The following is a 23,348-nucleotide window of genomic DNA, read 5'->3' on the forward strand; positions in this document are numbered from 1 at the left end:
GTAGCGGATCGACCACTCACAGCGATCACCCCTTGGCCGTCGAGGAGGGGATCACATGCCTGTGGCGACCGACCGCCCCCACACCCGCCGGGTCCGCGAGCCCGGCACCCCGCCCCGGCCCCTCGTGGTGCTCGCCTCGATCGCGCTCGCCGCGGGCACCGGGGCCGCGATCTGGCTGCTGCCCTCCAGGGCGCAGGGCGAGTGGGCCCCCCTCGAGGGGCGGGCCGGGTCCGGGGCGACGCCCTCGGGAACGGCCTCGGGGTCCGCGGCCGAGCCCTCGCCCCCACCGGCCGTCACCCGCCCTTCGGGCTTCGTGGCGTTCGTGGACGCGGTCCGCGAGCCGCGCTTCAACCTTTCCAGGGAGGCCAGGAGGAGCCACGTGCGCTGGTTCACGCTGGGTCACCTCACCGCAGGGCAGAAGGGCTGCGTCCCCAAGTGGGGCGGGCTCCAGGCGCAGGGGGGCAACCCGGTCGCCAACCGGCTCGCCCCCCTGCGCGCCGCGGGCGGGAACGCGGGCCTCGCCTTCGGCGGCCCGGCGGGGCGCGAGCTCGCCGCAGCCTGCTTCGACCTCGCCAGGCTCACCGCCGCCTACCGCCGGGCGATCGGCACCTTCGAGGCCACGTACATCGACTTCGAGGTCCACGGCCCGGCGGGCGGCGCCACCGTGCTGCGGCGGGCCAGGGCGATCGCGGCCCTGCAGCGCGAGGCGGCCGGCGAGGGCCGTTCCCTCACGGTGAGCTTCACCCTTCCGGTCACCGGGGCCGGCCTGTCCCCCGCCGACCAGGAGATGCTCCGGACCACCCGGGCGGCGGGCGCCGAGATCACCGCCGTCAACCTCCTGGCGCCCGTCGACACCGCCTCGGGCGCGGGGAACCGCCTGCGCCCGATCGCCTCGGCCGTCCGCGCCGCGCACCCTCAGATCGCCCGTTCCCTGGGCGAGAGCGCCGCCTGGAACCGGATCGCCCTGACACCCGTGCTGGCCGGTCCCGGCGACCTCACGCGGCTGGAGGCCCGCAGGCTCGCCACCTTCACCAGCCGCAACCGCCTGGCGTGGCTCTCCACGAGAGGCGCGGCCCTCTCTCCCGGTATCACCCGGTTCCTCACCGGCGCGACGCGCTAGCCGGCCCTCGGCGGGCCCGGGAAACCCGGGCAGGCACTGGACAAGCGCCTTCTTTGGGGTTATCAATGGGTTATAACCCTCCTGTAACCCCATAGGGGAGATGAAATGCCGAAGATCAATGTCTATCTGCCCGACGAGCTGGCAGAAGCGGTGAAGAAGGCGGGCGTGCCGGTCTCCGCCGTGTGCCAGCGGGCTCTGGAGCAGGCCGTACGGCGGGTGACGGCCATCCGCGAGACGGCGCTCGGCGCCCCCGACCTCGACGACCTGACCGCGCGCCTCACCCACTTCACCCCGCGGGCCCGGGACGTGGTCAGGCTGTCGGTGGAGCAGGCGCGCGCCCTGGGTGCGGCCGAGGTCGGCACCGAGCACCTGCTGGGCGGCATGCTCGCCGAGGGAGGCAACCTGGCGATCCAGGTTCTCGGCGCCCTGGAGATCGACCCCGAGGAGGTGCGGCGGCGCCTGGACCGGCTCAGCCTCGACACCCCGGCCGCGACCGGCGCCGACGAGGCGGAGCTCGCCTTCGGGGCGCCCGCGGCGGCGGCCCTGGAGATGACCGTCACCGAGGCCACCTCGCTCGGTCACAACTACGTCGGCTGCGAGCACCTGCTCCTCGGACTGGTCGCCGAACCGGACGGGGCGGCCGGGCGCATCCTGCGGGAGCTGGGCGCCGAGCACCGGCTGACCCGCCACGCGGTCTCGGCCGCGCTCGCCGGATACGTCCACCTGCGCGCGCAGACCCGGCCCGCCGCCCCTTCCCCGGCCCTGCCCGCCGACGCGGCGAGCACCCTGTCGGCGGCCGTGCGCGAGGAGCTGCGCCCCGTCCTGCTCAGGCTCGAACGGCTGGAGGAGCGCCTCGGCACGGCGGACGAGGCGTAGCCGTGGGCGCGATTCCCTCCCCGCCCCGAGGGACGGGACCTCCACACCGCGGGTACCCGGTGACCACCCGCCCGGCCGTGTACCTGGTCGCGGGCGTGATCGCGTGGCTGGTCACCGGGATCGCCGTCGGCGTGCTCGTGGGGATGGGCTCGGGCGTGCTCGCCGGGGTGCCTGCGGGCATGGGCGCGGGCATGGGCGCGCACGCCCTCATCAGGCGCTTCCTGGCCGAGGCGGGCCCGGACCGGGAACCGGGATCCGGTGCCCGGCGGGTGGCGCCCCCGGTCCGGTGACCGCTGGAGACCGGCGGGGCGCCGGGGACCTCACCGTGCTCGGCCGCACAGGGCGGTCTCGAAGGCTGCGATCAGGTGCTCGCGCCGCCCTGCCGTACCGGCCTGGCCCGTGGTGTAGACGGTCGCCTGGCGTCCCGCCCGGTCGCGCCCGCTGATGACGGACACGCCGGGCACGTCACCGCCGTGGAACCAGGCCGGACCACAGCTCAGCCGGGCGCGGGCGATGCCGAGACCGTACCGGGCGTCCGCGGGCCAGCCCGCCTCCCCGACGGGCACGGGAGCGCCGACCATCGTCCGCAGCGTCTCGCGTGACAGCACCTTGCCGTCGAACACCCCTCGCCAGAACCGGTCGAGATCGCCGGGTGTGGAGACCAGGCCGCCGCCGGCGCCGAACTCGTAGCCGGGCAACCTCGTGAGGTCGACGATCCCGGTTCCGGGATTCGCGGGCTGCACACCGTAGGTGTGCGCGTGCGCCCCGCGGATGCCCGTCTCGCCGCGGGCCGGCCAGTAGGTGTTCCGCATGCCCAGCGGTTCGATCACCAGATCGTGGCTGACCTCGCGGAAGTCGCGGCCGGTCACGGCACGCACGATCATGCCGGCGACCAGGTAGTTGGTGTTGGAGTAGGCGAACCGGCCGAGAGGCGTCGGCTTCCGGGCGAGCGCGAGCCCGAGGTAGTCCTGGGGGATCTTGGACCAGTCGGCCACGTCGGCGTATTCGGGCAGCCCGCTGGTCTGCCGGAGGAGGTCGCGCACCGTGATCCTCCGCCCGTCCGTCGCCGCGCCCGCGCCCTTCCCGCGTACGGTGCCGGGCAGGTAACGGTCGACGGGCGCGTCCAGGTCGATCCTCTTCCGCTCTGCCAGCCGCATCACGGTCACCGCCATGACCGGCCAGGACCAGCGCGCCGGCGACCGCGGTCGCGAGCAGCCGGCGGGAGTTCTTCCGAGGCATGGGTTCGCCTTAGGGATCGGGGGACGAATGACGCCTCCGACTCTGTCCGGTGGAGGGGGGAAGAGCAGTGACGCCTGCACCGCTCTTGCGGGAGGGCCTCCCCTACCCCCTCCGGTCGTGCGCGCCCCATGGCTCGTGCGCACCCCACGGCGAACCGGCCGGACCGGCTGTGAACCGGCCCGAGGACGGTCCCCCGCACGGCGGCCGACGGTGGCCAGGGGGCGGCGGGAGGACGGCGAGGGAAAACCGGTGGGGCACCGTCAGGGCACCGGTCGGCATCGCGCTCCGACGCGGAGGCTCCCCGCCTCGCGGAAGCTCTCCGCGAGGCGCCCCAGGCCCGGTTCGATCCTCTCCAGGGGGATCGCGCCGTACCCGAGCACCAGTCCCGCCCGCGCGGGGGCCTCGCCGTAGTAGGCGGCGAGGTCCTGCAGCGCGACGCCCGCCTCCCACGCGTACGCCGCCACAAGGGCCGTGTCGACCCCGGCGCCCGGCTTCAGGTGGGCGCAGAGATGCAGGCCCGCGGCGGAGGGAACCGGCTCCAGCCAGTCGTGGAAGTCACGCCGGAGGATGGTGAGGATCCGCTCGTGGCGGGCCGCGTACTCGCGCGTCGCCCTGCGGACGTGCCGCCCGAGGAGGCCCTCGTCGATGAAGCAGGCCAGCGCCGCCTGGGCGGGAAGCTCGCCGCTCCAGTCGGTGAGCCGCTTGGCGGCGCGGAGGGCGGGTTGGAGCGAGGCGGGGGCGATCAGGAAGCCCAGACGCAGCATCGGCAGCATCGTTTTGGAGAAGGAGCCGACGTAGATGACGTGACCGCTGCGGTCGAGGCTCTGGAGCGGTTCGAGCGGGCGGTCCTCGAAGCGGAACTCGCTGTCGTAGTCGTCCTCGATCACCACGGCGCCGCGCCGCCCGGCCCATTCGAGCAGCGCGGCGCGGCGGCCGAGCGACATCGGCGTACCCAGCGGGAACTGGTGTGACGGCGTGACGTAGACGAGGCGGGCGGAGTCGGGGAGGGCGGCCACGTCCAGGCCCTCCCCGTCGACGGGGACGCCGACGACCCGCGCGCCCAGGGACCGGAACAGCAGCCTGGCCGGAGGGTAGCCCGGCTCCTCGACGGCCACCCGGCAGCCCGGCTCGATCATGACGCGGCCGATCAGGTCGAGCGCCTGCTGGGCTCCCTGCGTGACGAGCACGTCATCGGCGCTCGCCCGCACCGAGCGGGAGACACCGACGTGGCGGGCGACGGCCTCCCGCAGGTCCGCGTACCCGGCGGGGTCGCCGTAGCCGGCGGAGCGCACCAGCGCCGGGCGCAGCTCGCGGGCGACGAGCCTGCGCCACGTTTCGAGCGGGAACAGCTCCGCGTCGGGGAGCCCCACCCTGAAGTCGTAGACCGCCTCCCCCTCCGGTTCGGCCTGCGGGGCGGCCGGGGAGCGCCAGAGGCGGCGGGGACGCACGCCGCCGCCCGCGGGCGCGTTCCTGGGACGGGTGCGGGCGAGGGGCTCGGCGCACACGAAGGTGCCCGCCCCGACCCTGCCGACGAGAACGCCCTCGGCGATGAGCCGCTCGTAGGCGACGGCCGCGGTGTTGCGCGACACGTCAAGCCGCCGCGCCAGCTCGCGGGTGGGGGGCAGACGCTCCCCCGGGCGCAGGCGGCCGTCGAGGACGGCGTCCAGGAGCTGCCGGTAGATGCGGGCGGACAGGTCGCCGCGACCGGTGAGGCTCACGTGGAAGTCCATTGCGTCCCCTCGTATTGGCCCAGTGGACTCTCCTCATATTGGATCTTACATGGGACCAATGGGCTCCCTAAAGTTGCCCTCTGCACGGCTCGCGGCGAGGCCCGCCAAGCCCGTGACGACCGAACAGCCGATGAAGGAGCACCATGCTCAACCGGATCATGCCCTCGTCCGGGCCGCCCCGGGTCCTCGCCCTCGCGCAACTGACCAATTCCATCGGGGACGGCGCGTACTACGTGTGCTCGGCGCTCTACTTCATCCGGATCGTGGGGCTCTCGCCGACCCAGGTCGGCTTCGCGCTGACGTTCGGCTGGGCCGTCGGCTTCGTGGCGGGCGTCCCGCTCGGCCACCTCGCCGACCGCCGGGGACCTCGCGGCACGGCGGTCCTGCTGGCCGTCGCCACGGCCGCCGCGGTCGGCTCGTTCCTGTTCGTCCGTTCCTTCCCCGTATTCGTGGTGGCCGCCTGCCTGTACGCGATCTCGCAGTGCGGTCTCGCCGCGGCCAGGCAGGCGCTGCTCGCCGGTCTGGTGGACAGGACGCGGCGGACGCGGGTCCGGGCCCACCTGCAGGCGACGGTCAACGCCGGTCTGGCGGTCGGCGCCGCGCTCGGCGGGGCGGCACTGCACCTCGACACCCGGGCGGCCTACCTGACGGTTCTCGGGATGGACGCGCTGAGCTTCCTGCTCTCCGCCCTGATCCTGCTCCGCCTCCCCCCTGTGCCGCCCGCGGCGGCCGCACCGGCGGGCGAACCGGCGCTAGCGGTGCTCAGGGACAGGCCGTACGCCCTGCTCTCCTTGCTCAACATGGTCACGCTGCTGAACATGCCGCTGCTCAGCCTGGTCATCCCCCTGTGGATCGTCCAGCGGACCGAGGCCCCGAGCTGGACGGTCTCCGCCCTGCTGATCCTCAACACCCTGGGCGTCGTGCTGTTCCAGGTGCGGGTGGCCCGGCGGGTCACGGACCTGGAGAGCGCCTCCAGGTCCGTACGGCGGGCGGGCGCGGTGCTGCTCGCCGCGTGCGCGGTGTTCGCCCTGTCGTCGGCGTCGTCGGCCTGGTCCTCGGCGTGGGCCGCCGCGCTCGTCCTGCTCCTCGCGGCCTGCCTGCAGGTGTTCGGCGAGATGGCGCACGCCTCCGGCGCCTGGGAGATCGGGTTCGATCTCGCCCCGGCCGACAGGCAGGGGCAGTACCAGGGCTTCTTCGGGTCCGGCGCGGCGGTCGCCAGGATGCTCGGCCCGTTGCTGCTCACGACGCTGATCCTCACCTGGGGGACCCCGGGCTGGCTGGTGCTCGGCGGCCTGTTCCTGCTGTCCGGCCTCGCCACGGGACCGGCCGTGCGCTGGGCCCTGCGAACCCGGCGGGCGGAGCCGGCCGCCGAGGGGGTGTCCGGGTAGCGGGCGCGGGCGCTGCGGGACCGCCGAGGCCGGGCGGCCGTTCCCGCCGGATGACCCGCCGCGCCGTTCCGCGGGCCGGCTCGTGGACGCCCGGTGGGTCATCCGCGGCCTCGCCGGGTGACCGCGTCGCCGGCCGCGCCCACCGCGAGGCCGAGGACGATCATGACGACGTAGCTGTAGATCTCGTAGCCGCCGGGGACGAGGAAACGGACGAAGCCCATGAAGTGGATCCAGCCGAACCACTCGTGCAGGAGGCCGCTCGCACCGCCGACGACGAGGACGAAGCAGATCAGGCCGGACAAGGCCGCCAGGGGGGACTTCGAGGTGGAGGTCATGGCCCGACGGTAGGCGTGTGGCTCCGGGCCCCGGATCGGGCTCAAGACGGCCGGATGGTGACCAAGGTCGGCCGCCGGCGGGCCGGGGGTCGTACTTAAGTATCCGGCCGCGGCCTGGACGCCCGTTCGCGGGCGGGGGGCGCGTAGGTTTTCTGAGTATGCGCCGCATCCACCGCACCCGCCGCGACTGGGTCGCCGACCTGGCGCTGTTCCTCTTCGCCGCCTGTTTCGCCGCCGTCAGCTCGCAGTCCGTCCCGATCCCCGAGGACCTCGATCCCGTGTGGCGGGACGCCGACCAGGTGGCCGGCGGACTGGGGTGCGCGGCGGTGCTCCTGCGGCGGCGCTGGCCGGTGACGCTGGCGGTGACGCTGCTGCTCGCGGGCACCCAGGCGCACCACCTGACCGGCCCGGCGATGGTGGCGGTGTTCACGGTGGCCGCGACCCGGCCGTGGCGGGTCACGGCGTGGGTGGCGGCGCTGGCCTTCGCGCCGCTGCCCGTCTTCCTGTGGCAGGTGGCGGAGATACCCGAGGCCCGCGCGGACTCGGCGCTGGCGTACTTCGCGCTGATCGCCGGGGCCGTCGGGTGGGGGCTGTTCCGGCGCTCCCGGCAGCAGCTGATCGCCTCGCTGCGAGAGCGTGCCGAACTGGCGGAGGCGGACGCGGAGTCGCGCGCCGACTGGGTCCGGCGGGAGACGCGGGAGGAGATCGCCCGCGAGATGCACGACGTGCTCGGTCACCGGCTGTCGCTGCTGAGCGTGCACGCGGGAGCGCTGGAGTTCAACCCGGGCGCGCCCGGGGAGGAGATCGCGCGGGCCGCCGGGGTGATCCGGGAGAGCGCCCACCTGGCCCTGCGCGACCTGCGCGAGGTGATCGGGGTGCTGCGGGCCGGACCTGAGGAGGGTGAGCGCCCGCAGCCGGAACTGGCGGACCTGGCCCGGCTGGTGGCGGAGGCCCGGGCGACGGGCGGCCGGATCGAGCTGACCGGGCCGCCGGAAGGACCGGCGCCGCCGCCCGTGGTGGGGCGTACGGCGTACCGGATCGTCCAGGAGGCGCTGACCAACGCACGCAAGCACGCGCCCGGCGCGGCGATCGCGGTAGAGGTGACCGGGGGCCCGGCGGGCGGGCTGGCGGTGGAGGTCCGTAACGCGCCGCCGCCCGGACCGGCTCCGGCCTCCGGCGCGAGCGAGGGCGGGGGCGTCGGGCAGGGGCTGATCGGGCTGGCCGAACGGGCCCGCCTGGCGGGCGGTGAGCTGACGGCCGGTCCCGCCGACGGTGGTTTCCGGGTCCACGCCTCACTACCCTGGCCGGCGACGGACCTCGCGCCCGTCACGGGCCGGGGCTGAGGAGGGGACGAGATGACCCGCGTCCGCCGCGGGCCTGAGCCGAGGAGGGGGACGAGGTGATCCGCGTCCTGCTGGTCGACGACGACGCGATCGTGCGGGCCGGGCTGCGCCTGATGCTGGGCGGGGCCCCGGACGTCGAGATCGTCGCGGAGGCCGCCGACGGGGCGGAGGTGCCCGCCCTGGTCGCCGCGTACGGACCCGATCTGGTGTTGATGGACATCCGGATGCCGGGCGTCGACGGGCTGGCCGCCACCGAGAGGCTCCGGGCCCGGCCCGGTGCCCCGGAGGTGCTGGTCCTGACCACCTTCCACACCGACGCGCACGTGCTGCGGGCGCTGCGCGCCGGCGCGGCCGGCTTCCTTCTCAAGGACACCCCGCCGCAGGACATCGTCACGGCCGTCCGGACGGTGGCCGCCGGAGATCCGGTGCTCTCCCCCGCCGTCACCCGCCGCCTCATCGAGCAGGTGACGGACGGCTCCGGGCAGGAGGACCGGGCCGCCGCCGCCCGGGCCCGGCTGGCGCTGCTGGCCGAGCGGGAGCGGGAGGTGGCCCTGGCGGTCGGGCGCGGCCGCTCCAACGCGGAGATCGCGCGGGAGCTGCATCTGGCGCTGCCGACGGTGAAGACGCACGTGTCACGGATCCTGACCCGGCTGGATCTCAACAACCGGGTCCAGATCGCCCTGCTGGTCCACGACGCGAGCACGCCGGGAGGCCTGTGAGACCGCCGCCGGGCGGGCACTCGTACCGGACGCGCCGCCGGTTCGCCGCGCCGAGCGGGCTCCGCCCAGTGCCGCCCGGAGACCGACGCCTCGTCACGAACACCCGGCCATCACGCGGCCGGTCAACGAGCCGCGGCGCCGCCAGGCCCAGCGCATGCCGGGTCCGGCCATTGAGCATGAGCTGAGCTCGCGTACTCGACTGTCGCGAGTTCCCCGGCGCGGCGGGCCGGACAGGGGTTCCTCCGTGTCCGGCCCGACGGCGGGACAGGGCGTCAGAGGTCGAGGACGAGGTCCTCGCGGGGTTGCGAGCAGCAGATCAGCGCGTTGCCGTCGGCGGGGGCGTCCACCGGCTCCGGCGAGTAGCCGACCGCGCCGGACAGCAGACCGCTCTCGCAGGTGTGGCAGACCCCGGTACGGCACGACCAGCGGGTCGGCACATCGCACGCCTCCGCGAGTTCGAGCAGGCTCTCGTAGGCGGGGTCCCAGGAGACGGTGAGGCCGCTGCGCGCGAACGTGACGGCGGGCCCGGCTCCCGGCGCGCCGACGGGTGGGTGCGGGGGGCGGGCGGCTACCGGGGCCACTCCCGGCGTCAGCGCCGCCTCCGCGCCGAAGACTTCCGTGTGGACGCTCGCGGGGGCGAGTTCGGAGGCGACGAGGGCGGGCGGCAGGTCGCGCATGAAGGCAGGAGGACCGCAAAGATAGGCGTCGGCGGCGTGCGGGACGCCGAGGCGGCCGAGCAGTTCGACCGACAGCCGTCCCGCCGTGCCGTAGTCGGCTCCCTGGCGGTCGCCGGGCGCGGGCCGGCTGTAGCAGACGTGCTCGTGCGCGTTGGGAAGCAGCGCGCGAAGGCCGCCGCTCTCCGCGGCGAACGGGTGTTCCGTACCGCCGCGCGTGCCGTACAGCCACCACACCTCGCGGGTCGAGCGGGCGGCGGCGAGGGCGTGCAGCATGGCGAGGACGGGGGTCGCGCCGATGCCCGCCGAGAGCAGCAGGACCGGAGCGTCGCCGTCTTCCAGGGTGAACGTGCCGCGCGGCGCCGCCACTTCGAGAAGGTCGCCGACACGCGGGTGGGTGCGGAGATAGGTGCTGGCGACACCCCTGGGCTCCTGCTTGACGCTGATCCGGTAGCGACCGGCGTCGGGCGGGCCGGACAGCGAGTAACTGCGGATGACCGGTGGACCGCCGCCCTCGGGGCGCAGCCGTACGGTGAGGAACTGGCCCGGCAGGGCGGCCGGCAGCGGCTTCCCGCCGGTGGCCTCCAGGGTCAGTGAGAACACGCTGCGGCTCTCGGCGTCGATCCGGGTGATCCGCAGCGGCCGGAACCCCGGCCAGGCGGGCGGCGGCCCGGCCGCGGCGGGCGTCAGCCCCGGGTTCCCCGCCGATCCCTTCTTCGTGCCCTTGTCATCAGGCCGGTCGAGCAGGGCCTGCAGGGACGCCCGCCAGCCTTCGCTCAGTGCGGGGATGCGCAGCGCCCGCTCCAGCCGGTCGCGGGGGTGCCCCGGCAGGTAGAGCAGGGCGTCGATCTCCGCGACGGACATCGCCTCCGGTCCGGAGGCGACCTTGACGATCTCGTCGCCCGCCTCCACCCGCCCTTCGGTGATCACCCGGAAGTAGAACCCGGGACGCCGGTGGGACACCAGCAGGGCCGCCATCCGCGGCTCGTTCATCCGCAGGCCTACCCGGTAGCAGGTGACCCGGGGCTGGGTGACCTCGAACACCGCCTCCCCGACGCGGTAGCGGTCGCCGACGCACACCTCGTCGTCGGGCAGCCCGTCGACCGTGAGGTTCTCCCCGAACTGCCCGTAGACGAAGTCGTCGCGGCCGAACTCCTCCTGCCAGTGCCGGTAGGAGTCGATCTGGTAGACCAGCACCGCGCGGTGCTCGCCGCCGTGCCCCCGAAGGTCTCCCTGGCCGTCCCCGTCGATGTTCAGCCGGCGCACCGTGCGCGGCCCGGCCACGGACCGCTTCCACACCCCGGTGTGCACCGTCGTGCCGTGCCACGGGACGTCCCTGGGCAGGCCGACATTGATCGACAGGAGCGTCGCCACGTGTCTTCCCCCTCGTCAAGAGGCACCGGGCTCCCCTGCACGATACCTCGTTCTCGCAGGTCAGCTGGGATCTCGCAGCACGGTCCCCGTGCCTGCGCGCAGCGCGGCCCCGGCCGTGGCGTTCATCTTCCAGTCCTCTTTCCGCGCCTTGACGTGATTCGCCAGGAGATGACGAAATCCGGGCCGCACATGGTGTGCGGCCCGGATTCCTTTACCAAGTAAATTCAGGCCGGGCCGATGTCGGGGCCGTCGGCTTTTTGGGACCTGTCCGGCCTGCTTCGGGGGTGAGCCGCCGGCGCGCCCGGTCCCCGGTTTCCGTCACCTCGGGTGCATCGGTTCGGTGAGCCGGTCCAGCGGCAGGAAGACCCGGGGTAGGCCGTCACGTCCGTGACCTACCTCGGCCTCGACCCGGTAGACCGCGCGCAGGAGGTCTGTGGTGATCACTTCGGTCACCGGGCCGTCGGCGACGATGCGTCCGCCGTCGAGGACGACGAGGCGGTCGCAGGCGGCGGCCGCGAGTTGGAGGTCGTGCAGGGTCACCAGGACGGTGATGCCGAGCGTGCGGACCAGCCGCAGGAGGTCGACCTGGTGGCGCGGGTCCAGGTGGTTGGTGGGCTCGTCGAGGATCAGTAGCCGGGGCTGCTGGACCAGTGCGCGGGCGAGGTGGACCCGTTGGCGCTCGCCTCCCGACAGGGTCGCGAACGGCCGGTGCGCCAGCGCGGAGACGTCGCATCGCTCCATCGTCTCGGCGATGAGCGCCCGTTCGGCGGCCGAGAGCCGGCCCAGCGCTCCGAGGTGGGGGATCCTGCCCAGGGCGACGATCTGCTCGACGCTGTCGTCGAGGTCGGCGGGGGTGTCCTGGGTGACGACGGCGACCTGCTGGGCGATCTGGCGTGGCGGGGTCCGCCACACATCGGCGCCGTCGATCAGGACCCTGCCGCGGTCCGGGCGGATCCGGCGGTAGACGCACCGCAGCAGGCTGGACTTGCCGCTGCCGTTGGGACCGATCAGCCCGGTCACCCTTGCGGAACCGGCCGTGAGACTGACGTCGTGCAGCACGTGCAGCCAGGAGACGTCCTGGATGTCGACGTTCATCGCAGGGCCCTTCGATCGGCGCGGATGAGCAGCATGAGGAAGAAGGGCGAGCCGAGCACGGCGGTGATCACCCCGATGGGGATCTCGTCGGGCTGGTTGAGCATGCGGGCCGCCACGTCGACCCAGACGAGCAGGAGCGCTCCCGTCAGCGCGGCGAGCGGGACCAGGCGGCGGTTGTCGCCGCCGAGCACGAGCCGTACGGCGTGCGGGACCATGAGCGCGACGAAGCCGATGCCGCCGCTCACCGCGACGACCGTGCCGATGACCAGCGCGCACATGACGATCAGGCGCAGCCGCAGCCGGTCGACCTCCACCCCCAGGCCGGTGGCGCCTTCGTCGCCGAGCACGAGGGCGTTGAGCAGGCTTGCCCGCGTGGCGGCCCAGACGGTGGCCGCGGCGACGATGAGCGCGGGCACGCCCACGTCGCGCCACTGGGTGCCGGACAGGCCGCCCAGGGTCCAGAACAGCGCCGAGCGCACCTCCTTGTCCGGTGTGGTGAGCACGATGTAGCTGGTGACGGCCTCGGTGAGCGCGGCGACCGCGACACCGGCGAGGATGAGCCGGGTCGGTGCCAGCTGTCCGCCGCGCCGTGACAGCGCCAGGACCAGCGTGAAGGCGGCCATGGCGCCGGCGAAGGCCGACAGCGGCAGGGACAGCGGCCCGAACGGTGACAGTCCCGCCAGCATCACCAGCACCGCGCCCAGGGACGCCCCGGAGCTCGCTCCGATGATGTAGGGGTCGGCCAGCGGGTTGCGCAGTACGGCCTGCAGCACCGCGCCCACGAGGGCCAGCCCCGCGCCGACCACGGCGCCGAGCAGGACTCGGGGGAAGCGGATGTCCAGCACGATGACCGCCTGGGGGCCGGCCGGCGCCTCGGTCACGAACCAGGGCAGCAGCCGATGGCCGAGCATGCGGGCGACGTCGCCGGAACCGATGGCGACCGGCCCGAGACCGACGGCGGCGACCAGCGAGACACCCAGCAATGCCGACAGCAGGGCCAGCGTGCCCAGGAAGGTCAGGCGGCCGGCCGGCGCTGGTCGTCGCGGCGCGCCGGACACCGGGCCCCGCCGTCTCGAAGCCGCGACGGAGGGTCCCGCGGAGCCCGGTGGCCGCTGCGGCCCTGGCGTCCCCGGCGGAGCCTGGGACTCCGCCCCCGGAGAGGTCACTTGGCCAATCCGGCGACGAGCGTCTTCAGCGCCCGGCCGTTGCGCAGGCCGGGCTGGGTGTCGTTGACCGGGATCACGATGAATCGCCTCTCCTTGATCGCGGTGACGTTCCTGATCGGCTCGTAGGAGGTCAAGAACGCGATCGCCTTGTCGGCCGGCTCGAACGCCTGGTCCTCGACGACGATGGCGTCGGGGTCGCGCTTGACCAGTTCCTCCCAGGAGATCTGCGCGTAGGAGGTCACCTCGGGGAAGATGTTCTCGCCGCCGGCTCGGCGGATGAGGTCGTCGATCAGGCCGTTGGATCCGGCGGTGCTCGGCTTCTCCAGGCCGCCCGCGTAGTCGAACACCTTGGGGGTGCCGGAGACCGGTTTCACGCCCTCCACCTCGGCGGTGAGCTTGCTCACCAGGTCCTCGGCCGCGTCCTGGGCGCCCAGGACGCGGCCCAGCTCGCGGATGTCGGTATAGGTGTCCTCGACGGTGGCCTTGCGGCCGGGGCAGTTGCCCGACAGCAGGTAGGAGTCGACGCCCTCCTTTTGCAGCTGTGCCCGATCACCGAGTGCCTTGGGGCCGTAGTCGTCGCCGTAACCGCTGACCACGAAGTCGGGATTGGCGGCGAAGACCGTCTCCTTGGAAGGGGGTGGGAAGGCGGACTTGGCGATGATGTTCACGCCTTCGAAGGCGGGGGCGACCTCGGGCAGGAGCTCGCCCGGGGCGACCGTGCCGGCCAGCCGGTCGCGGGCGCCCAGGGCCAGCACGATCTCGGTGGCGATCGTGCTGGAGGTGACGATGCGCTGCGGCGGACGCTCGAAGCGGTAGGTGGCGCCGCAGTTGCTCACCTCCACCGGGGTGGCCGAGGGCCGCGCGGTGGCCTGTGCGGCGGCGGTGGTGCCCGTGGCGGGGCCGGCGGTCTGGCCGCACGCGGCGGCGGCGAGCACGGTGGCCCCGGCGAGCAGGGCCTGGGCCGCGCGAGGGGCGATGAGTCTCATCGGAGGTGCTCTCTTTCGGGTTGGTGCGGGTTCTTCAGGCGGTCGGCGTGGCGGCCGCGCGGCCGGAGTACGTCGAGGATCGCGCCGGGCGGTTCGGCTCCGGCCGACGTGGCCCGGCCGGCGGCGAACCCTTCACGGTGCAGGTCGTCCGGGGGGACGGGACGGGCGCTCAGGCATGGGGCACCGGCGACAGGTCGGGGCGGCCGGGGAGGGGGTCGGCGCCGTCGCCCAGGAAGGGGAAGGCCGCCGGGGCCGTGGCCCTCAGGCCGGGCACGACGACGCGGGCGACGGCCAGGCCGCAGACGGCGACGTCAGGGCTGGTGAGGTCCACCGTGACGGCCTGCAGGCCGCTGCCGGTCAGCGCCGCGTCCGTGTCGAAGCGGCCCATCACGGTGGGCTCCGCGGGTGTCGTGAGCCCGCCGCGGGCCAGGCGGGTCAGCACGCGGGCGGAGAAGGAGGGGTCGGCCAGGAGCTGCAGATGGCAGGTGACGTCGGTGACGTCGGCGAGGTCGGGCCGGTAGGAGGAGGCGAAGGCGCGGTCGGGGCGGTGGGGGGCGAGCGGGCCGTGCGGGCGCTCCCACTCGGACAGGTCGCCCGCGGCGAGCTGGGCGGTGGTGTCCAGGGACTGGACGGCTTCGGCCGCGGCCTTCCAGGCGGCCGCGGTCAGCGGGTCGGCGGCTCCGGGAACGAACGCGCAGCCGACCCCCGCCGTCCCGCCGAATTCTTCTCCGGTGTCCTCGGCGACGCACAGCACCACCGGGGCGTCCAGGAGGTTCGGTACGGCGTGCGCGCTCAGCCGCACCCCGGGCACCTGGGGCAGCCGCACGTCCGCCAGTTCAGGGAAGGCGCGCCCTGAGGCCCAGGCGGTGGCCAGCGCGTGCCGCTCCACGACCTCCGCCAGCGCCGAGGAGCGCGCGGAGGCGAGGTCGGGGCCCGCGGCGATCCCGGCCGACACCGGCAGGACGACGGGCCGGGACCGCACGCGGAAGGGGGTGAGCCAGGCCAGTGCGGCGGGCACCCAGACCGGCGCGCCGTCACAGTGACCACCCCGCACCCAGTGGGTGCGGTCGGTACGCGCCAGCCCGGTGAAGGGGAATCCGTCGCGGGCGGTCTGTTCGGGTGAGTACAGCGCCAGGGTCTGCGGGTCGACGGCGCCAGGGGCCAGTTCGTGCCAGGTGGCCCGCACCAGCCGGTCTCCGGGGACGAGGTGGCCGCAGTGGCGTTCGGCCGCCTCTCCCAGGGCGCGGCGGCGGGCCTCGGCGGGATCGTGCCAGGAGGCGCCGCAGACCGTGGGGTTGCCGAGCGGCAGGCCGTACCCGGCGGTGGCGGCGAGGTCGGCGAAGGCGACGTGCAGGCGACCGCGCAGGAGTGCGGTGCGCACGCCGGTGACGAGACCGGTTCGGGAGTCGACGGGGATCATGTGTGCGGCAGGGGGACGAGGTTGACCCGGTCGGCGGCTCGCAGGCCGAGCCGGGCGGGGTCCTCGCGCAGGCGGTGCCCGCCGAGGAAGGGGAAGGCGGCGGGTGCGTTGGAGTAGGCGCCGGGCACGATCACCCGGGCGACCGACAGCCCGGCGGCCGCGATGTCGGGGGTGGTCAGGTCGGCCGCGTAAGCGCCCAGTCCCTGGGCGGCGACCCGCTCGAGGTAGCCGTCGAGCACATCGCCGTCCACGTGCGGCAGGTCGGCCAGGGCGATCGCGTCGGTGCAGGCGGTGATCGGCGCCAGGTGCGCGCGCATCCGGGGGTCGAGCCAGAGCTGGCTGTGGCAGCCCAGATCGACGACATCGCGAAAGTCGCCTCGGTAGTCGTCGGCGTAGCGGCGGTCGGCGCGGTGGGGCTTGAAGATGCGGGCGTCGATGACGCCGGCCGCTGCGGCGGCCCAGATCTCCCCCTCCGGGTCGATCAGGCCCAGCGCGTAGCGGCGCAGGGTGACGGCCTCGGCCAGCGCCTTGCGCACGGCCTCGGCGGGATCGGGACGCGCGGCGACGCCGAAGACGGCGATGCCGGCCTGCGGGTCGTCGAGCAGCACGCCCAGGACCGCGACCTCGAAGACGGTGGGGATGGCCACGACCCGGTAGCGGCAGCTTCCGGCCGCACCGGCGGCGCGGTACCAGCCGGGTTCGGCCTCCGGCAGCAGCGGCGCCGCGGGATGGCCGGCGCCGGTGACGGGCCGGGCGGGCAGCTCGCCGGCCCACCACACGACCGTGGCGTCGCGTTCGATGACCTCCTCCAGCGCGGCCGTGCGGGCGGCTCGCGCGGAGGACCCGGCGGCGATGCCGGCGAGCATGGCGTAGTTGGTCGGCGGCTCGCCGGTGCGGGGCGGGGTGAAGTAGTTGACGTAGACGAGAGAGGCCGGCAGCCAGGCGGGCGTGCCGTCCCTCAGGTCCGTCCCCTGGGTCCACAGCACCTCCAGGTCCGCGGTGAACGGGGTGAACGGGAAGCCGGGCTCGGCGTGCTGGGCGTCGCGGTACAGGGCGAGCCGGGCCGGGTCCAGGGCGGGTTCGCGCAGCCGCCGGTAGGAGGAGCGGAACAGGCCGGCGGGGACGAAGTTGCCGCAGTAGCGTTCCACCGCCTCGCCGACGGCGCTCATCCTGGCCCGGCCTGGGTCGCCGAACGCGGTGCCGGTGGAAACGCGGTCGGCGGGCCAGGGCAGCAGCCGGTAGGGCGAGCTCACCTCGGCCGAGCAGATGGCGAGCCCGTCGGGCCACCACGGCTCCGGCTCCAGGAGGTCGATTCTGCGGATCAGGCCGGTGCGCTCGTCGGCCAGGAGCGCCAGCGGGTCGTTGCCGGCCTGTGCGATGTCCGGCCGGTCGGCGGCGCCCATCGTGTCACCCCTTGTGTTCTCGCCTGTGTCGGTCGTGACACCTGGCGTACCGCCTGCGTCCGTCATGCGAAGGCGTCCTTTCTCGGGCGGGGGAGGTGCAGCGTCACGTCGCGGAAGGAGAGCTCGGCCCGCCGCTGCGGCGCCGGGTAGCGGGGGGTGCGCCCGGCGGTCAGCTCCAGGTGGAGCCGGTGGCCGGGCGGCAGCTCGGCCGCGGCCGGGGCCGGGCGGATCTCGCAGCGGGAGGTGCCCGTCGCGATGGGCGCCGTGCCGTCGGCCATCCGGGTGGCGGTGCCATCAGGCTGCTCGTGGACGAGGGTGGCGACCAGTTCGGTGCCGGTGTCGGTGGTGACCTCGGCGGTGAGGCGGGGTGTGCCGTGCCAGTACAACGGGCCGTCCAGGGTCAGCCGGACGACGTCGTCGCGGTCGGCCAACGGTGCCAGGTCGGCGGAGTGCGGCGCCGACGGACAGGGGTCGGCCGGGTCGTGCCGCAGTCGCATGCCGTCGGCACCGAGCGGCAGGGCGGTCCAGCCGGGGCGGCCGGGCGGGATCGGATCGGTGTCCGTCCAGCGGCCGGTGCCCAGCAGCAGGCACCCGCTGCGGCGGAAGCCGCCCAGCCACTCCAGTGCCAGCGCGAAGGGATGCGGTCCGGCCGGTTCCGGCAGGGCGCACTCGGGCTGGAGGCGGTGGGTGAGCGCGCTCGCCCAGCCGCCGACGACGGCTTCGGCGCGTGCTGCCAGCATGGCCTGACGCAGCGTGGTCGGCGCCGACCGGCAGTACCAGCTGCCCAGGTGCAGGCTGGGCACGGTGGCGGTGCGCGCGGCCCGCGCCATGCGCCGGGCCGCGGTCCTGTAGGTGCTGGGCGTGGCCGGCCACGGGCCGACGTCCACCGGCCAGGCCTTGGCGACGGCGGCCGCCGGGATCAGCGCGGTCAGGTGCGGTGCGCGGGCCAGGGCCGCGTCGTACAGGCCGGTGCGCACCGTCCGGCCGGTGCCCAGGTCTGTGCGCCACCACAGTTCCTCGTCCAGGGCGGGCGAGCCGATCGGCGGCCAGGGCTGGCGGCTGACGATCCCGCGGACCGCGGGGTGGCCGGCGGCGCACCAGGCGGCGTAGGCCTCGTAGGCCAGGCCGTACAGGAACACCTCGCCGTCGCACCAGGGCTGGGCCGCCGTCCAGTCCAAACTCGCGTGGCCGTCGGCGGTCTCGTCGGCGCCGGGGGTGAAGGCCCCCTCCGACAGGTGGCGGCCCCGCAGGTCCTGCACCAGGCAGGCGAATCCGGCCTCGGCCAGGGAGAGCGCCTCGGGCAGGCAGCCCGAGGCGCCGTAGGGCGTGCGGATCACCACCGCGGGGGCGGGCAGCCGGTCCGGCAGGACCAGGTCGGCCACCAACCGCGCGCCGTCGGACGCCTTCACCGTCAGGCCGGTACGCACCTTGCTCACGCGGGTGTCTCACGCATCAGGCCGCGTGGCACCGGCAGCACGGGGTGACGGCGGATCTCCCCGGCCGCCAAGTCGATCCCCACCTGGTGCCCGCCGCCGGGTGGGGGCGCGCCGTCGAACCAGGCGCGCAGGTCGGCGGCGACCAGGGCGGCGGCGACCTCGGCTCCGGCCGGGTCGGCCGGAGCCGCGGGCCGGCCGCCGGCCTCCAGGAAGGCCCAGTAGGCGGCCAGCTCGTCCGGCCACGGGCAGGCCGCCAGGCGGCGCAGCCGCACATCCTCATACCCGGCGCCGCCGGTCGGCGGGGTGAACGGGCCGACGTACCAGCGGCGGCCCTCGCTGTGGCCGCGGTGCCAGGCGAGGCGCAGATCGCGGCAGCGGGCGTCCAGTTCCCGCCAGGCCGTGTCGGGCAGGTACTCGGCGCAGGCGACCAGGGCTACGGCCTGCGGCTGGAGGTCCTGGCCGGGCTCGCCCCGCCGTACGGTCAGGCCCGCCTGGCGCAGGTGGCGGGAAAGCGGGTCCAGCAGCGGGCCGTCGCCCATCAGGAGGACTTCGGCCGCGGATGGGGACGCGGCGGCTGTGTCGGCTGTGTCGGCGGCGTCGGCTGTGTCCTGCGGCGCCACGGTGAGTTCGGCGACCAGGTCGGCGGCGTCCGGGAGGCGCTCGAGCGCGGCCCGCACCCCGAGCCGCCCGCTGATCAGCCCCGCCACCGCGGCCTGGTCCTGCGGCGGCACCTGCACGACCATGAAGTCCTCATCAGGGCCGTGGACCAGCCACCCGTCCCCGGTGGGCACGAACGTGGTCCCAGCCGCCCAGCGCGCGGGCCGATCCAGCCCGGAAGTCATCGCGAGCGCACCTTTCTTCGAAGTAACATCCCTCGCACCCGGGTGCGGGCGTGGTTGGCTCATGCCCGCACCCGGGGTCTCATCTCGCGACTAGCGCCAGGCCACCTTGGCGAGCGCCACCGTGGCGTGGTTGGACGAGTGAACGGACGCGTTGCGCGCCTTCACCTTCAGCTTCTTGACGGTCATGCCGAATCACCTCCTTTCATCGGATCGAGGGGACAGGAGCCTCGGACGCTCCGCTCGGCGGCACCGCGGTGTCCGCCTGGGAGCGCACGAGACGTTCGTAGGCCTCGCAGCGGACGAGGAGCTCTTCGCAGGGGTCGGTGTCGACGATCCGGCCGCGTTTCAGCTGCCCGCTGTTCACCCCTGTTGTCCGTGATGTCCCTACAAGGAGTAATGAAAACGAAAACCAAAGTCAATACTTGATCTTTGGTGACTTAGCAATGAAAATCATCATCACTCGATCGTCGGGGGTCACCGGTGGAACCTGCGCGCACTTTGCGCGAGCTGCTCGTGCGCAACCGCGACCTGCGCATGCTCTGGTTCGGCAACCTCGTCAGCGTGTGCGGCGGATGGTTCTCCGCCGTCGCGGTGTTCGCGATGGTCTACGAGTACAGCGGGGCCGGCCTGGCCGCCGGGCTCACCCTGGCCGTGCGCTACCTGCCGGGCGTGCTGGCGGGGGTCTGGGGCGGCGTACTGGCCGACCGGGCCGACCGGCGCACGGTGATGCTGGTGACCGACGTGCTCATGGCGGTGCTCGCCGCCGCGTTCCTGCTCGCCGACGACCCGGGACGGCTCTGGCTCGTCTACCCGCTGACCTTCGCCTCCGCCGCCGCCGGCTTCGTCTTCCAGGCCGCCCGCGGCGCCTGGATGCCCAGCCTGGCCCGGCCGCAGGAGTATCCCCTGTACGCGGCGGCCGTTCAGGTCAACGGCCTGGTCTTCCAGGCGCTGGGCGGCGTCACCGGAGGCCTCGTCGTCACGGTGGTGGGCTGGCGGTGGGCTTTCGCCGTCAACGCGGTGTCCTTCTTGCTGTCGGCCGCGCTCACCGCGACGGTCCGCTCCGGCGACCGGTCGGCGGGTGCTCCCGCGCACGGCTGGTGGCGCTCCCTGCGTGAGGGGGTCGCGGTGGCCGCCCACAACCGCGTCATCGCCGCGCTGCTGGGGCTGGAGGCGCTGTTCTGTCTCGGGTTGGGCGGTGCGATCACCGCGATGACCTACCTGGCGCTGCGTGTGCACGACCTCGGCGAGGGCGGCACCGGATGGTTCTACGCGGTGCAGGGAGCCGTGGGTGGTGTGGTCCTGGTGGCGGCCGCATCCCGGATCCGCGCCATGGGGCCGCGTGGGCGCCACCGGGTCATCGGATGGTCGTGCCTGGTCGAGGGCGTGCTGACCATGCTGCTCGGCCTGCCGTCGGGCGTGCTGCCCGCGCTGGCGCTGTGGGGACTGGTCTCGGCCGCCGAAGTGGTGTACGGCCCGGCGGCCATGACCACTTTGCTGACCACGACGCCGAACGAGACCCGCGGGCGGGTCACCTCCTTGTGGAGTGCCACCGCGACCTTCAGCCTCGGCGTCTCGTCCGCCGTCACCGGCATGCTCATCGACCGGCTGGGCGTGAGCGTGGTCTTCGTCGTTCTCGGCCTGGTCATGGCGGTCGCCGGTGGGGCCTGGCTGGTCGCGGGCATCCGCATCCGGCCGTTCGCCCCCGGCGAGGGGGGAGGCGAAGATGTGGCGCGATCAGCGCAAACCGGCCGCTGACCGTCGTCCACGCCCGCGGAGCGCAACATGCGCCGAAGCCGTGCACGCCATACGTGGTGCGGGCCTTTCGGCGCCTTCCACAGCAGTTCGACCGAAAGCGCCGGCAAAGACGCTCGGACACGAGCCGAGCAGGCGGGGCGAACATGCCGAATCGTGCCGCACTGTCCGTTCACGAAGCGGAGCAGCGGAACCAAGCACCAGGAAGGGATCTCGCGTGCGTTCGCGGACAGTCAGCATCGGACCCGGTCGAGCCACCCCGGCCGGACGGCGTCCGCGGTGTCGGCCCGCCGGCCACAGGACTTGGAAACGGCATGCCGGACCTTACGTCCCGGTGATCGTCTCAATGATCACTCCACCATCAGGAAATTCATGAAACAGGACCTGATTACCGATAAAGGTACCGAAAGGAACACCACCGTGATCTGGCACGATGAAGCGCATGGCTGAGCCTCGAACCGGCCCGCGGGACACGCGGATCGATGACGAGAGCCCGGTTCCCCCTGATTCGTGGGGACGTGAAGGTTCCGCGAGTCATGCTTTGCCGTGGGGGTTCGCGCTCGTCATCATCCTGCTGGTGGTGGGGCGTCTCACCCTCGCGCCGCACCTGACGGCGCCCGCGTTGCAGACCTGGGCCACGATCTTCGTGGCGATCTGCGTGCAGGCGCTGCCGTTCCTGGTCTTCGGGGTGGCGCTGTCGGCGGCGATCACGGCGTTCGTCCCGGCGTCGTTCTGGACCAAGGCGCTGCCGAGGCACCCGGCCGCCGCCGTACCGGTCGCCGGGATGGCCGGAGCGGTGCTGCCGGGCTGTGAGTGCGCGTCCGTCCCGGTGGCGTCGGGTCTGATGGCCAGGGGGGTGGCCCCGGCCGCCGCGCTGGCGTTCCTGCTCGCCTCCCCCGCGATCAACCCGATCGTGCTGGTCGCGACCGCCGTCGCCTTCCCCGGGCAGCCGCTGATGGTACTGGCCCGCTTCGGCGCCTCCCTGACCGTGGCGGTGCTGGTCGGCTGGCTCTGGCTGAGGTTCGGCCGCACCGACTGGCTGCGGATCCCCTCCCGGCCACACGGCGACGGCCCGAAATGGGTGCAGTTCGGCGAGGCGATGCGGCACGACCTGCTGCACGCGGGCGGGTTCCTCATCGTCGGCGGACTGGCCGCCGCCACGCTGAACGTCGCGGTCCCCCGCGAGTGGCTGACCGCGATCGCCGAGGTGCCCTGGCTCGCCGTCCTGGTCATGGCGCTGCTGGCGGTGCTGCTGTCGATCTGCTCGGAGGCCGACGCGTTCGTGGCCGCCTCGATGACCGCCTTCTCCCCCACCGCCAAGCTCGCCTTCCTGGTGGTCGGGCCGATGGTCGACCTGAAGCTGATCGCGCTGCAGGCCGGCACGTTCGGCAAGTCCTTCGCCCTCAGGTTCGTCCCGGTGACCTTCACCCTCGCCGTCGTGGTGAGCGTCGCGTTCGGCTGGCTGCTGCTATGACGCCGCCCTCTCCACCGCCCCCCTCGCTCCGCGCCCCCGGGCACGCCGACGGCTCGGCCTCGGGCCCCGGCACGATGGAAGGAATTCGCGCCCCCCGATGAACCGTGTTACCCAGAACCTCCTCCTGACCCTGCTGGGCGGCGCCGTGCTGCGGATCTCGGCGTTCTCCACGACCTACCTCAACTACGTCAAACCCGGCTTCCGGCCGTTCCTGATCGGCGCCGGGGTGGTGCTGGTGATTTTGGGGGTCATCGGGCTGCTCCAGGCGTCCCGGACGAAGGAGAACCCGGCCCACGACGACCCAGGTGACCACTCGGGCGGCCACGACCACTCACCCGCCGACCACCGCTCACATGATCACGACCGGCCCGGCGAAGGCGGCCACGACCACGCGCACGGCGGCCCCCGGGTCGCGTGGCTGCTGTGCCTGCCGGTGTTCGCGATCTTCCTGATCGCACCGCCCGCGCTGGGTTCGTTCGCCGCCTCCCGCGACGACACCCCACCGCCCCGCGACCAGACCCTGAGCTCCTTCACCCCGCTGGCCGCCACCGGTCCCGTGGAGATGACCGTCGGCGACTTCATCGGCCGCGCCTGGGACGACGACAAGAAATCCCTCACCGGCCGCGAGGTCAAACTGACCGGCTTCGTCACCCCCTCCAAGAAGAAGGGGCAGTGGTACGTCACCCGCATGCAGATCGCCTGCTGCGCCGCCGACGCCTTCCCCCTGAAGGTCGCCGTGAGGGGCCTGCAGGCACCGCCCGCCGACACCTGGGTCGAGGTCACCGGCACCTGGATCCCGCAGACCTTCGGCACAATGCCCAACGGCGTCATCTACCCCCAGATGACCGGCAAGAGCCTCACCAGGATCGACGCCCCCGACGAGCAATACGAGTAGCACCGGGGAGCACTCACAGGCTCAGGCTCACCTTCCCGAGCGCTGTCGGTCACCAGACGGTACGACTCGATCAGGTCGCCC

The 23,348-nt window shown here is 73.8% G+C and carries 21 protein-coding genes; 9 read left to right on the forward strand and 12 right to left on the reverse strand.

Annotated elements, in window-relative coordinates; genetic code table 11:
* The first annotated feature begins 55 nt into the window (after nucleotides 1-55).
* The 3 genes from ACTOQ3_RS19610 to ACTOQ3_RS19620 all read left to right on the forward strand — a co-directional run bounded on the left by ACTOQ3_RS19610 (nucleotide 56) and on the right by ACTOQ3_RS19620 (nucleotide 2,286).
* Complete coding sequence (locus ACTOQ3_RS19610; RefSeq protein ID WP_440084812.1) at nucleotides 56-1,120, forward strand: hypothetical protein; 1,065 nt, start codon at nucleotides 56-58, stop codon at nucleotides 1,118-1,120.
* A 105-nt stretch (nucleotides 1,121-1,225) separates the two neighbouring features.
* On the forward strand, nucleotides 1,226-1,996 hold the full coding sequence (locus ACTOQ3_RS19615) for a Clp protease N-terminal domain-containing protein (RefSeq protein ID WP_440084813.1): 771 nt from the start codon (nucleotides 1,226-1,228) through the stop codon (nucleotides 1,994-1,996).
* Nucleotides 1,997-2,055: 59 nt separating this feature from the next.
* Nucleotides 2,056-2,286, forward strand: a complete 231-nt coding sequence (locus ACTOQ3_RS19620) for a hypothetical protein (protein WP_440084814.1) — start codon at nucleotides 2,056-2,058, stop codon at nucleotides 2,284-2,286.
* A 30-nt stretch (nucleotides 2,287-2,316) separates the two neighbouring features.
* On the opposite strand, the gene ACTOQ3_RS19625 is transcribed toward ACTOQ3_RS19620, so the two are convergent.
* On the reverse strand, nucleotides 2,317-3,168 hold the full coding sequence (locus ACTOQ3_RS19625) for a serine hydrolase domain-containing protein (RefSeq protein ID WP_440084815.1): 852 nt from the start codon (nucleotides 3,166-3,168) through the stop codon (nucleotides 2,317-2,319).
* A 327-nt stretch (nucleotides 3,169-3,495) separates the two neighbouring features.
* Nucleotides 3,496-4,965 (reverse strand): MocR-like pyridoxine biosynthesis transcription factor PdxR, encoded by a 1,470-nt coding sequence (gene pdxR, locus ACTOQ3_RS19630; RefSeq protein ID WP_440084816.1) that lies wholly within the window; start codon nucleotides 4,963-4,965, stop codon nucleotides 3,496-3,498.
* A 143-nt stretch (nucleotides 4,966-5,108) separates the two neighbouring features.
* On the opposite strand from pdxR, the gene ACTOQ3_RS19635 reads away from it, so the two are divergent.
* Nucleotides 5,109-6,353 carry an MFS transporter gene (locus ACTOQ3_RS19635; RefSeq protein WP_440084817.1) on the forward strand — a complete coding sequence of 415 codons (1,245 nt, stop codon included), beginning with the start codon at nucleotides 5,109-5,111 and terminating at the stop codon, nucleotides 6,351-6,353.
* Nucleotides 6,354-6,451: 98 nt separating this feature from the next.
* Here ACTOQ3_RS19635 and ACTOQ3_RS19640 read toward each other — a convergent pair whose 3' ends face one another.
* Nucleotides 6,452-6,688, reverse strand: coding sequence for a hypothetical protein (locus ACTOQ3_RS19640; RefSeq protein ID WP_440084818.1), 237 nt, complete (start codon nucleotides 6,686-6,688; stop codon nucleotides 6,452-6,454).
* A gap of 158 nt (nucleotides 6,689-6,846) precedes the next feature.
* On the opposite strand from ACTOQ3_RS19640, the gene ACTOQ3_RS19645 reads away from it, so the two are divergent.
* On the forward strand, nucleotides 6,847-8,031 hold the full coding sequence (locus tag ACTOQ3_RS19645; RefSeq protein WP_440084819.1) for a sensor histidine kinase: 1,185 nt from the start codon (nucleotides 6,847-6,849) through the stop codon (nucleotides 8,029-8,031).
* Nucleotides 8,032-8,087: 56 nt separating this feature from the next.
* Complete coding sequence (locus tag ACTOQ3_RS19650; RefSeq protein WP_440084820.1) at nucleotides 8,088-8,750, forward strand: response regulator transcription factor; 663 nt, start codon at nucleotides 8,088-8,090, stop codon at nucleotides 8,748-8,750.
* Between the two features lie 272 nt (nucleotides 8,751-9,022).
* Here the strand turns inward: ACTOQ3_RS19650 and ACTOQ3_RS19655 are convergent, their stop codons facing one another.
* The 9 genes from ACTOQ3_RS19655 to ACTOQ3_RS19695 all read right to left on the reverse strand — a co-directional run bounded on the left by ACTOQ3_RS19655 (nucleotide 9,023) and on the right by ACTOQ3_RS19695 (nucleotide 19,510).
* On the reverse strand, nucleotides 9,023-10,798 hold the full coding sequence (locus tag ACTOQ3_RS19655) for an MOSC domain-containing protein (protein WP_440084821.1): 1,776 nt from the start codon (nucleotides 10,796-10,798) through the stop codon (nucleotides 9,023-9,025).
* 318 nt (nucleotides 10,799-11,116) lie between these two features.
* Entirely contained in the window at nucleotides 11,117-11,893 is a 777-nt protein-coding gene (locus ACTOQ3_RS19660; protein WP_440084822.1) for an ABC transporter ATP-binding protein, read from the reverse strand.
* Nucleotides 11,890-12,951 carry a FecCD family ABC transporter permease gene (locus ACTOQ3_RS19665; protein WP_440084823.1) on the reverse strand — a complete coding sequence of 354 codons (1,062 nt, stop codon included), beginning with the start codon at nucleotides 12,949-12,951 and terminating at the stop codon, nucleotides 11,890-11,892. The genes ACTOQ3_RS19660 and ACTOQ3_RS19665 overlap by 4 nt, the downstream gene beginning before the upstream one ends.
* 104 nt (nucleotides 12,952-13,055) lie before the next feature.
* Nucleotides 13,056-14,045: an ABC transporter substrate-binding protein gene (locus ACTOQ3_RS19670; protein ID WP_440084824.1), complete on the reverse strand. Its 990-nt coding sequence runs from the start codon at nucleotides 14,043-14,045 to the stop codon at nucleotides 13,056-13,058.
* A 169-nt stretch (nucleotides 14,046-14,214) separates the two neighbouring features.
* Nucleotides 14,215-15,426, reverse strand: coding sequence for a YcaO-like family protein (locus tag ACTOQ3_RS19675; RefSeq protein ID WP_440084825.1), 1,212 nt, complete (start codon nucleotides 15,424-15,426; stop codon nucleotides 14,215-14,217).
* A gap of 35 nt (nucleotides 15,427-15,461) precedes the next feature.
* Complete coding sequence (locus tag ACTOQ3_RS19680) at nucleotides 15,462-16,868, reverse strand: YcaO-like family protein (protein WP_440084826.1); 1,407 nt, start codon at nucleotides 16,866-16,868, stop codon at nucleotides 15,462-15,464.
* Between the two features lie 62 nt (nucleotides 16,869-16,930).
* Nucleotides 16,931-18,304 carry a CocE/NonD family hydrolase gene (locus ACTOQ3_RS19685; RefSeq protein ID WP_440084827.1) on the reverse strand — a complete coding sequence of 458 codons (1,374 nt, stop codon included), beginning with the start codon at nucleotides 18,302-18,304 and terminating at the stop codon, nucleotides 16,931-16,933.
* Nucleotides 18,301-19,146 carry a hypothetical protein gene (locus ACTOQ3_RS19690; protein ID WP_440084828.1) on the reverse strand — a complete coding sequence of 282 codons (846 nt, stop codon included), beginning with the start codon at nucleotides 19,144-19,146 and terminating at the stop codon, nucleotides 18,301-18,303. The genes ACTOQ3_RS19685 and ACTOQ3_RS19690 overlap by 4 nt, the downstream gene beginning before the upstream one ends.
* Before the next feature lie 202 nt (nucleotides 19,147-19,348).
* Complete coding sequence (locus tag ACTOQ3_RS19695; RefSeq protein WP_440084829.1) at nucleotides 19,349-19,510, reverse strand: hypothetical protein; 162 nt, start codon at nucleotides 19,508-19,510, stop codon at nucleotides 19,349-19,351.
* Between the two features lie 116 nt (nucleotides 19,511-19,626).
* On the opposite strand from ACTOQ3_RS19695, the gene ACTOQ3_RS19700 reads away from it, so the two are divergent.
* The 3 genes from ACTOQ3_RS19700 to ACTOQ3_RS19710 all read left to right on the forward strand — a co-directional run bounded on the left by ACTOQ3_RS19700 (nucleotide 19,627) and on the right by ACTOQ3_RS19710 (nucleotide 23,267).
* Nucleotides 19,627-20,901 carry an MFS transporter gene (locus ACTOQ3_RS19700; protein ID WP_440084830.1) on the forward strand — a complete coding sequence of 425 codons (1,275 nt, stop codon included), beginning with the start codon at nucleotides 19,627-19,629 and terminating at the stop codon, nucleotides 20,899-20,901.
* A gap of 439 nt (nucleotides 20,902-21,340) precedes the next feature.
* Nucleotides 21,341-22,372: a permease gene (locus ACTOQ3_RS19705; protein WP_440084831.1), complete on the forward strand. Its 1,032-nt coding sequence runs from the start codon at nucleotides 21,341-21,343 to the stop codon at nucleotides 22,370-22,372.
* 97 nt (nucleotides 22,373-22,469) lie between these two features.
* Nucleotides 22,470-23,267: a TIGR03943 family putative permease subunit gene (locus tag ACTOQ3_RS19710; protein ID WP_440084832.1), complete on the forward strand. Its 798-nt coding sequence runs from the start codon at nucleotides 22,470-22,472 to the stop codon at nucleotides 23,265-23,267.
* The last annotated feature ends 81 nt before the right edge of the window (nucleotides 23,268-23,348 follow it).

Source organism: Streptosporangium sp. LJ11 (assembly GCF_051918945.1).
In the GTDB taxonomy this organism is placed as follows: domain Bacteria; phylum Actinomycetota; class Actinomycetes; order Streptosporangiales; family Streptosporangiaceae; genus Streptosporangium.

Coding starts and splice junctions, on each gene's coding strand:
- ACTOQ3_RS19610 (WP_440084812.1), top strand. CDS start 56: ATGCCTGTGGCGACCGACCGCCCCCACACCCGCCGGGTCCGCGAGCCC.
- ACTOQ3_RS19615 (WP_440084813.1), top strand. CDS start 1,226: ATGCCGAAGATCAATGTCTATCTGCCCGACGAGCTGGCAGAAGCGGTG.
- ACTOQ3_RS19625 (WP_440084815.1), bottom strand. CDS start 3,168: ATGGCGGTGACCGTGATGCGGCTGGCAGAGCGGAAGAGGATCGACCTG.
- pdxR (WP_440084816.1), bottom strand. CDS start 4,965: ATGGACTTCCACGTGAGCCTCACCGGTCGCGGCGACCTGTCCGCCCGC.
- ACTOQ3_RS19635 (WP_440084817.1), top strand. CDS start 5,109: ATGCTCAACCGGATCATGCCCTCGTCCGGGCCGCCCCGGGTCCTCGCC.
- ACTOQ3_RS19640 (WP_440084818.1), bottom strand. CDS start 6,688: ATGACCTCCACCTCGAAGTCCCCCCTGGCGGCCTTGTCCGGCCTGATC.
- ACTOQ3_RS19645 (WP_440084819.1), top strand. CDS start 6,847: ATGCGCCGCATCCACCGCACCCGCCGCGACTGGGTCGCCGACCTGGCG.
- ACTOQ3_RS19660 (WP_440084822.1), bottom strand. CDS start 11,893: ATGAACGTCGACATCCAGGACGTCTCCTGGCTGCACGTGCTGCACGAC.
- ACTOQ3_RS19670 (WP_440084824.1), bottom strand. CDS start 14,045: ATGAGACTCATCGCCCCTCGCGCGGCCCAGGCCCTGCTCGCCGGGGCC.
- ACTOQ3_RS19680 (WP_440084826.1), bottom strand. CDS start 16,868: ATGGGCGCCGCCGACCGGCCGGACATCGCACAGGCCGGCAACGACCCG.
- ACTOQ3_RS19690 (WP_440084828.1), bottom strand. CDS start 19,146: ATGACTTCCGGGCTGGATCGGCCCGCGCGCTGGGCGGCTGGGACCACG.
- ACTOQ3_RS19705 (WP_440084831.1), top strand. CDS start 21,341: ATGGCTGAGCCTCGAACCGGCCCGCGGGACACGCGGATCGATGACGAG.
- ACTOQ3_RS19710 (WP_440084832.1), top strand. CDS start 22,470: ATGAACCGTGTTACCCAGAACCTCCTCCTGACCCTGCTGGGCGGCGCC.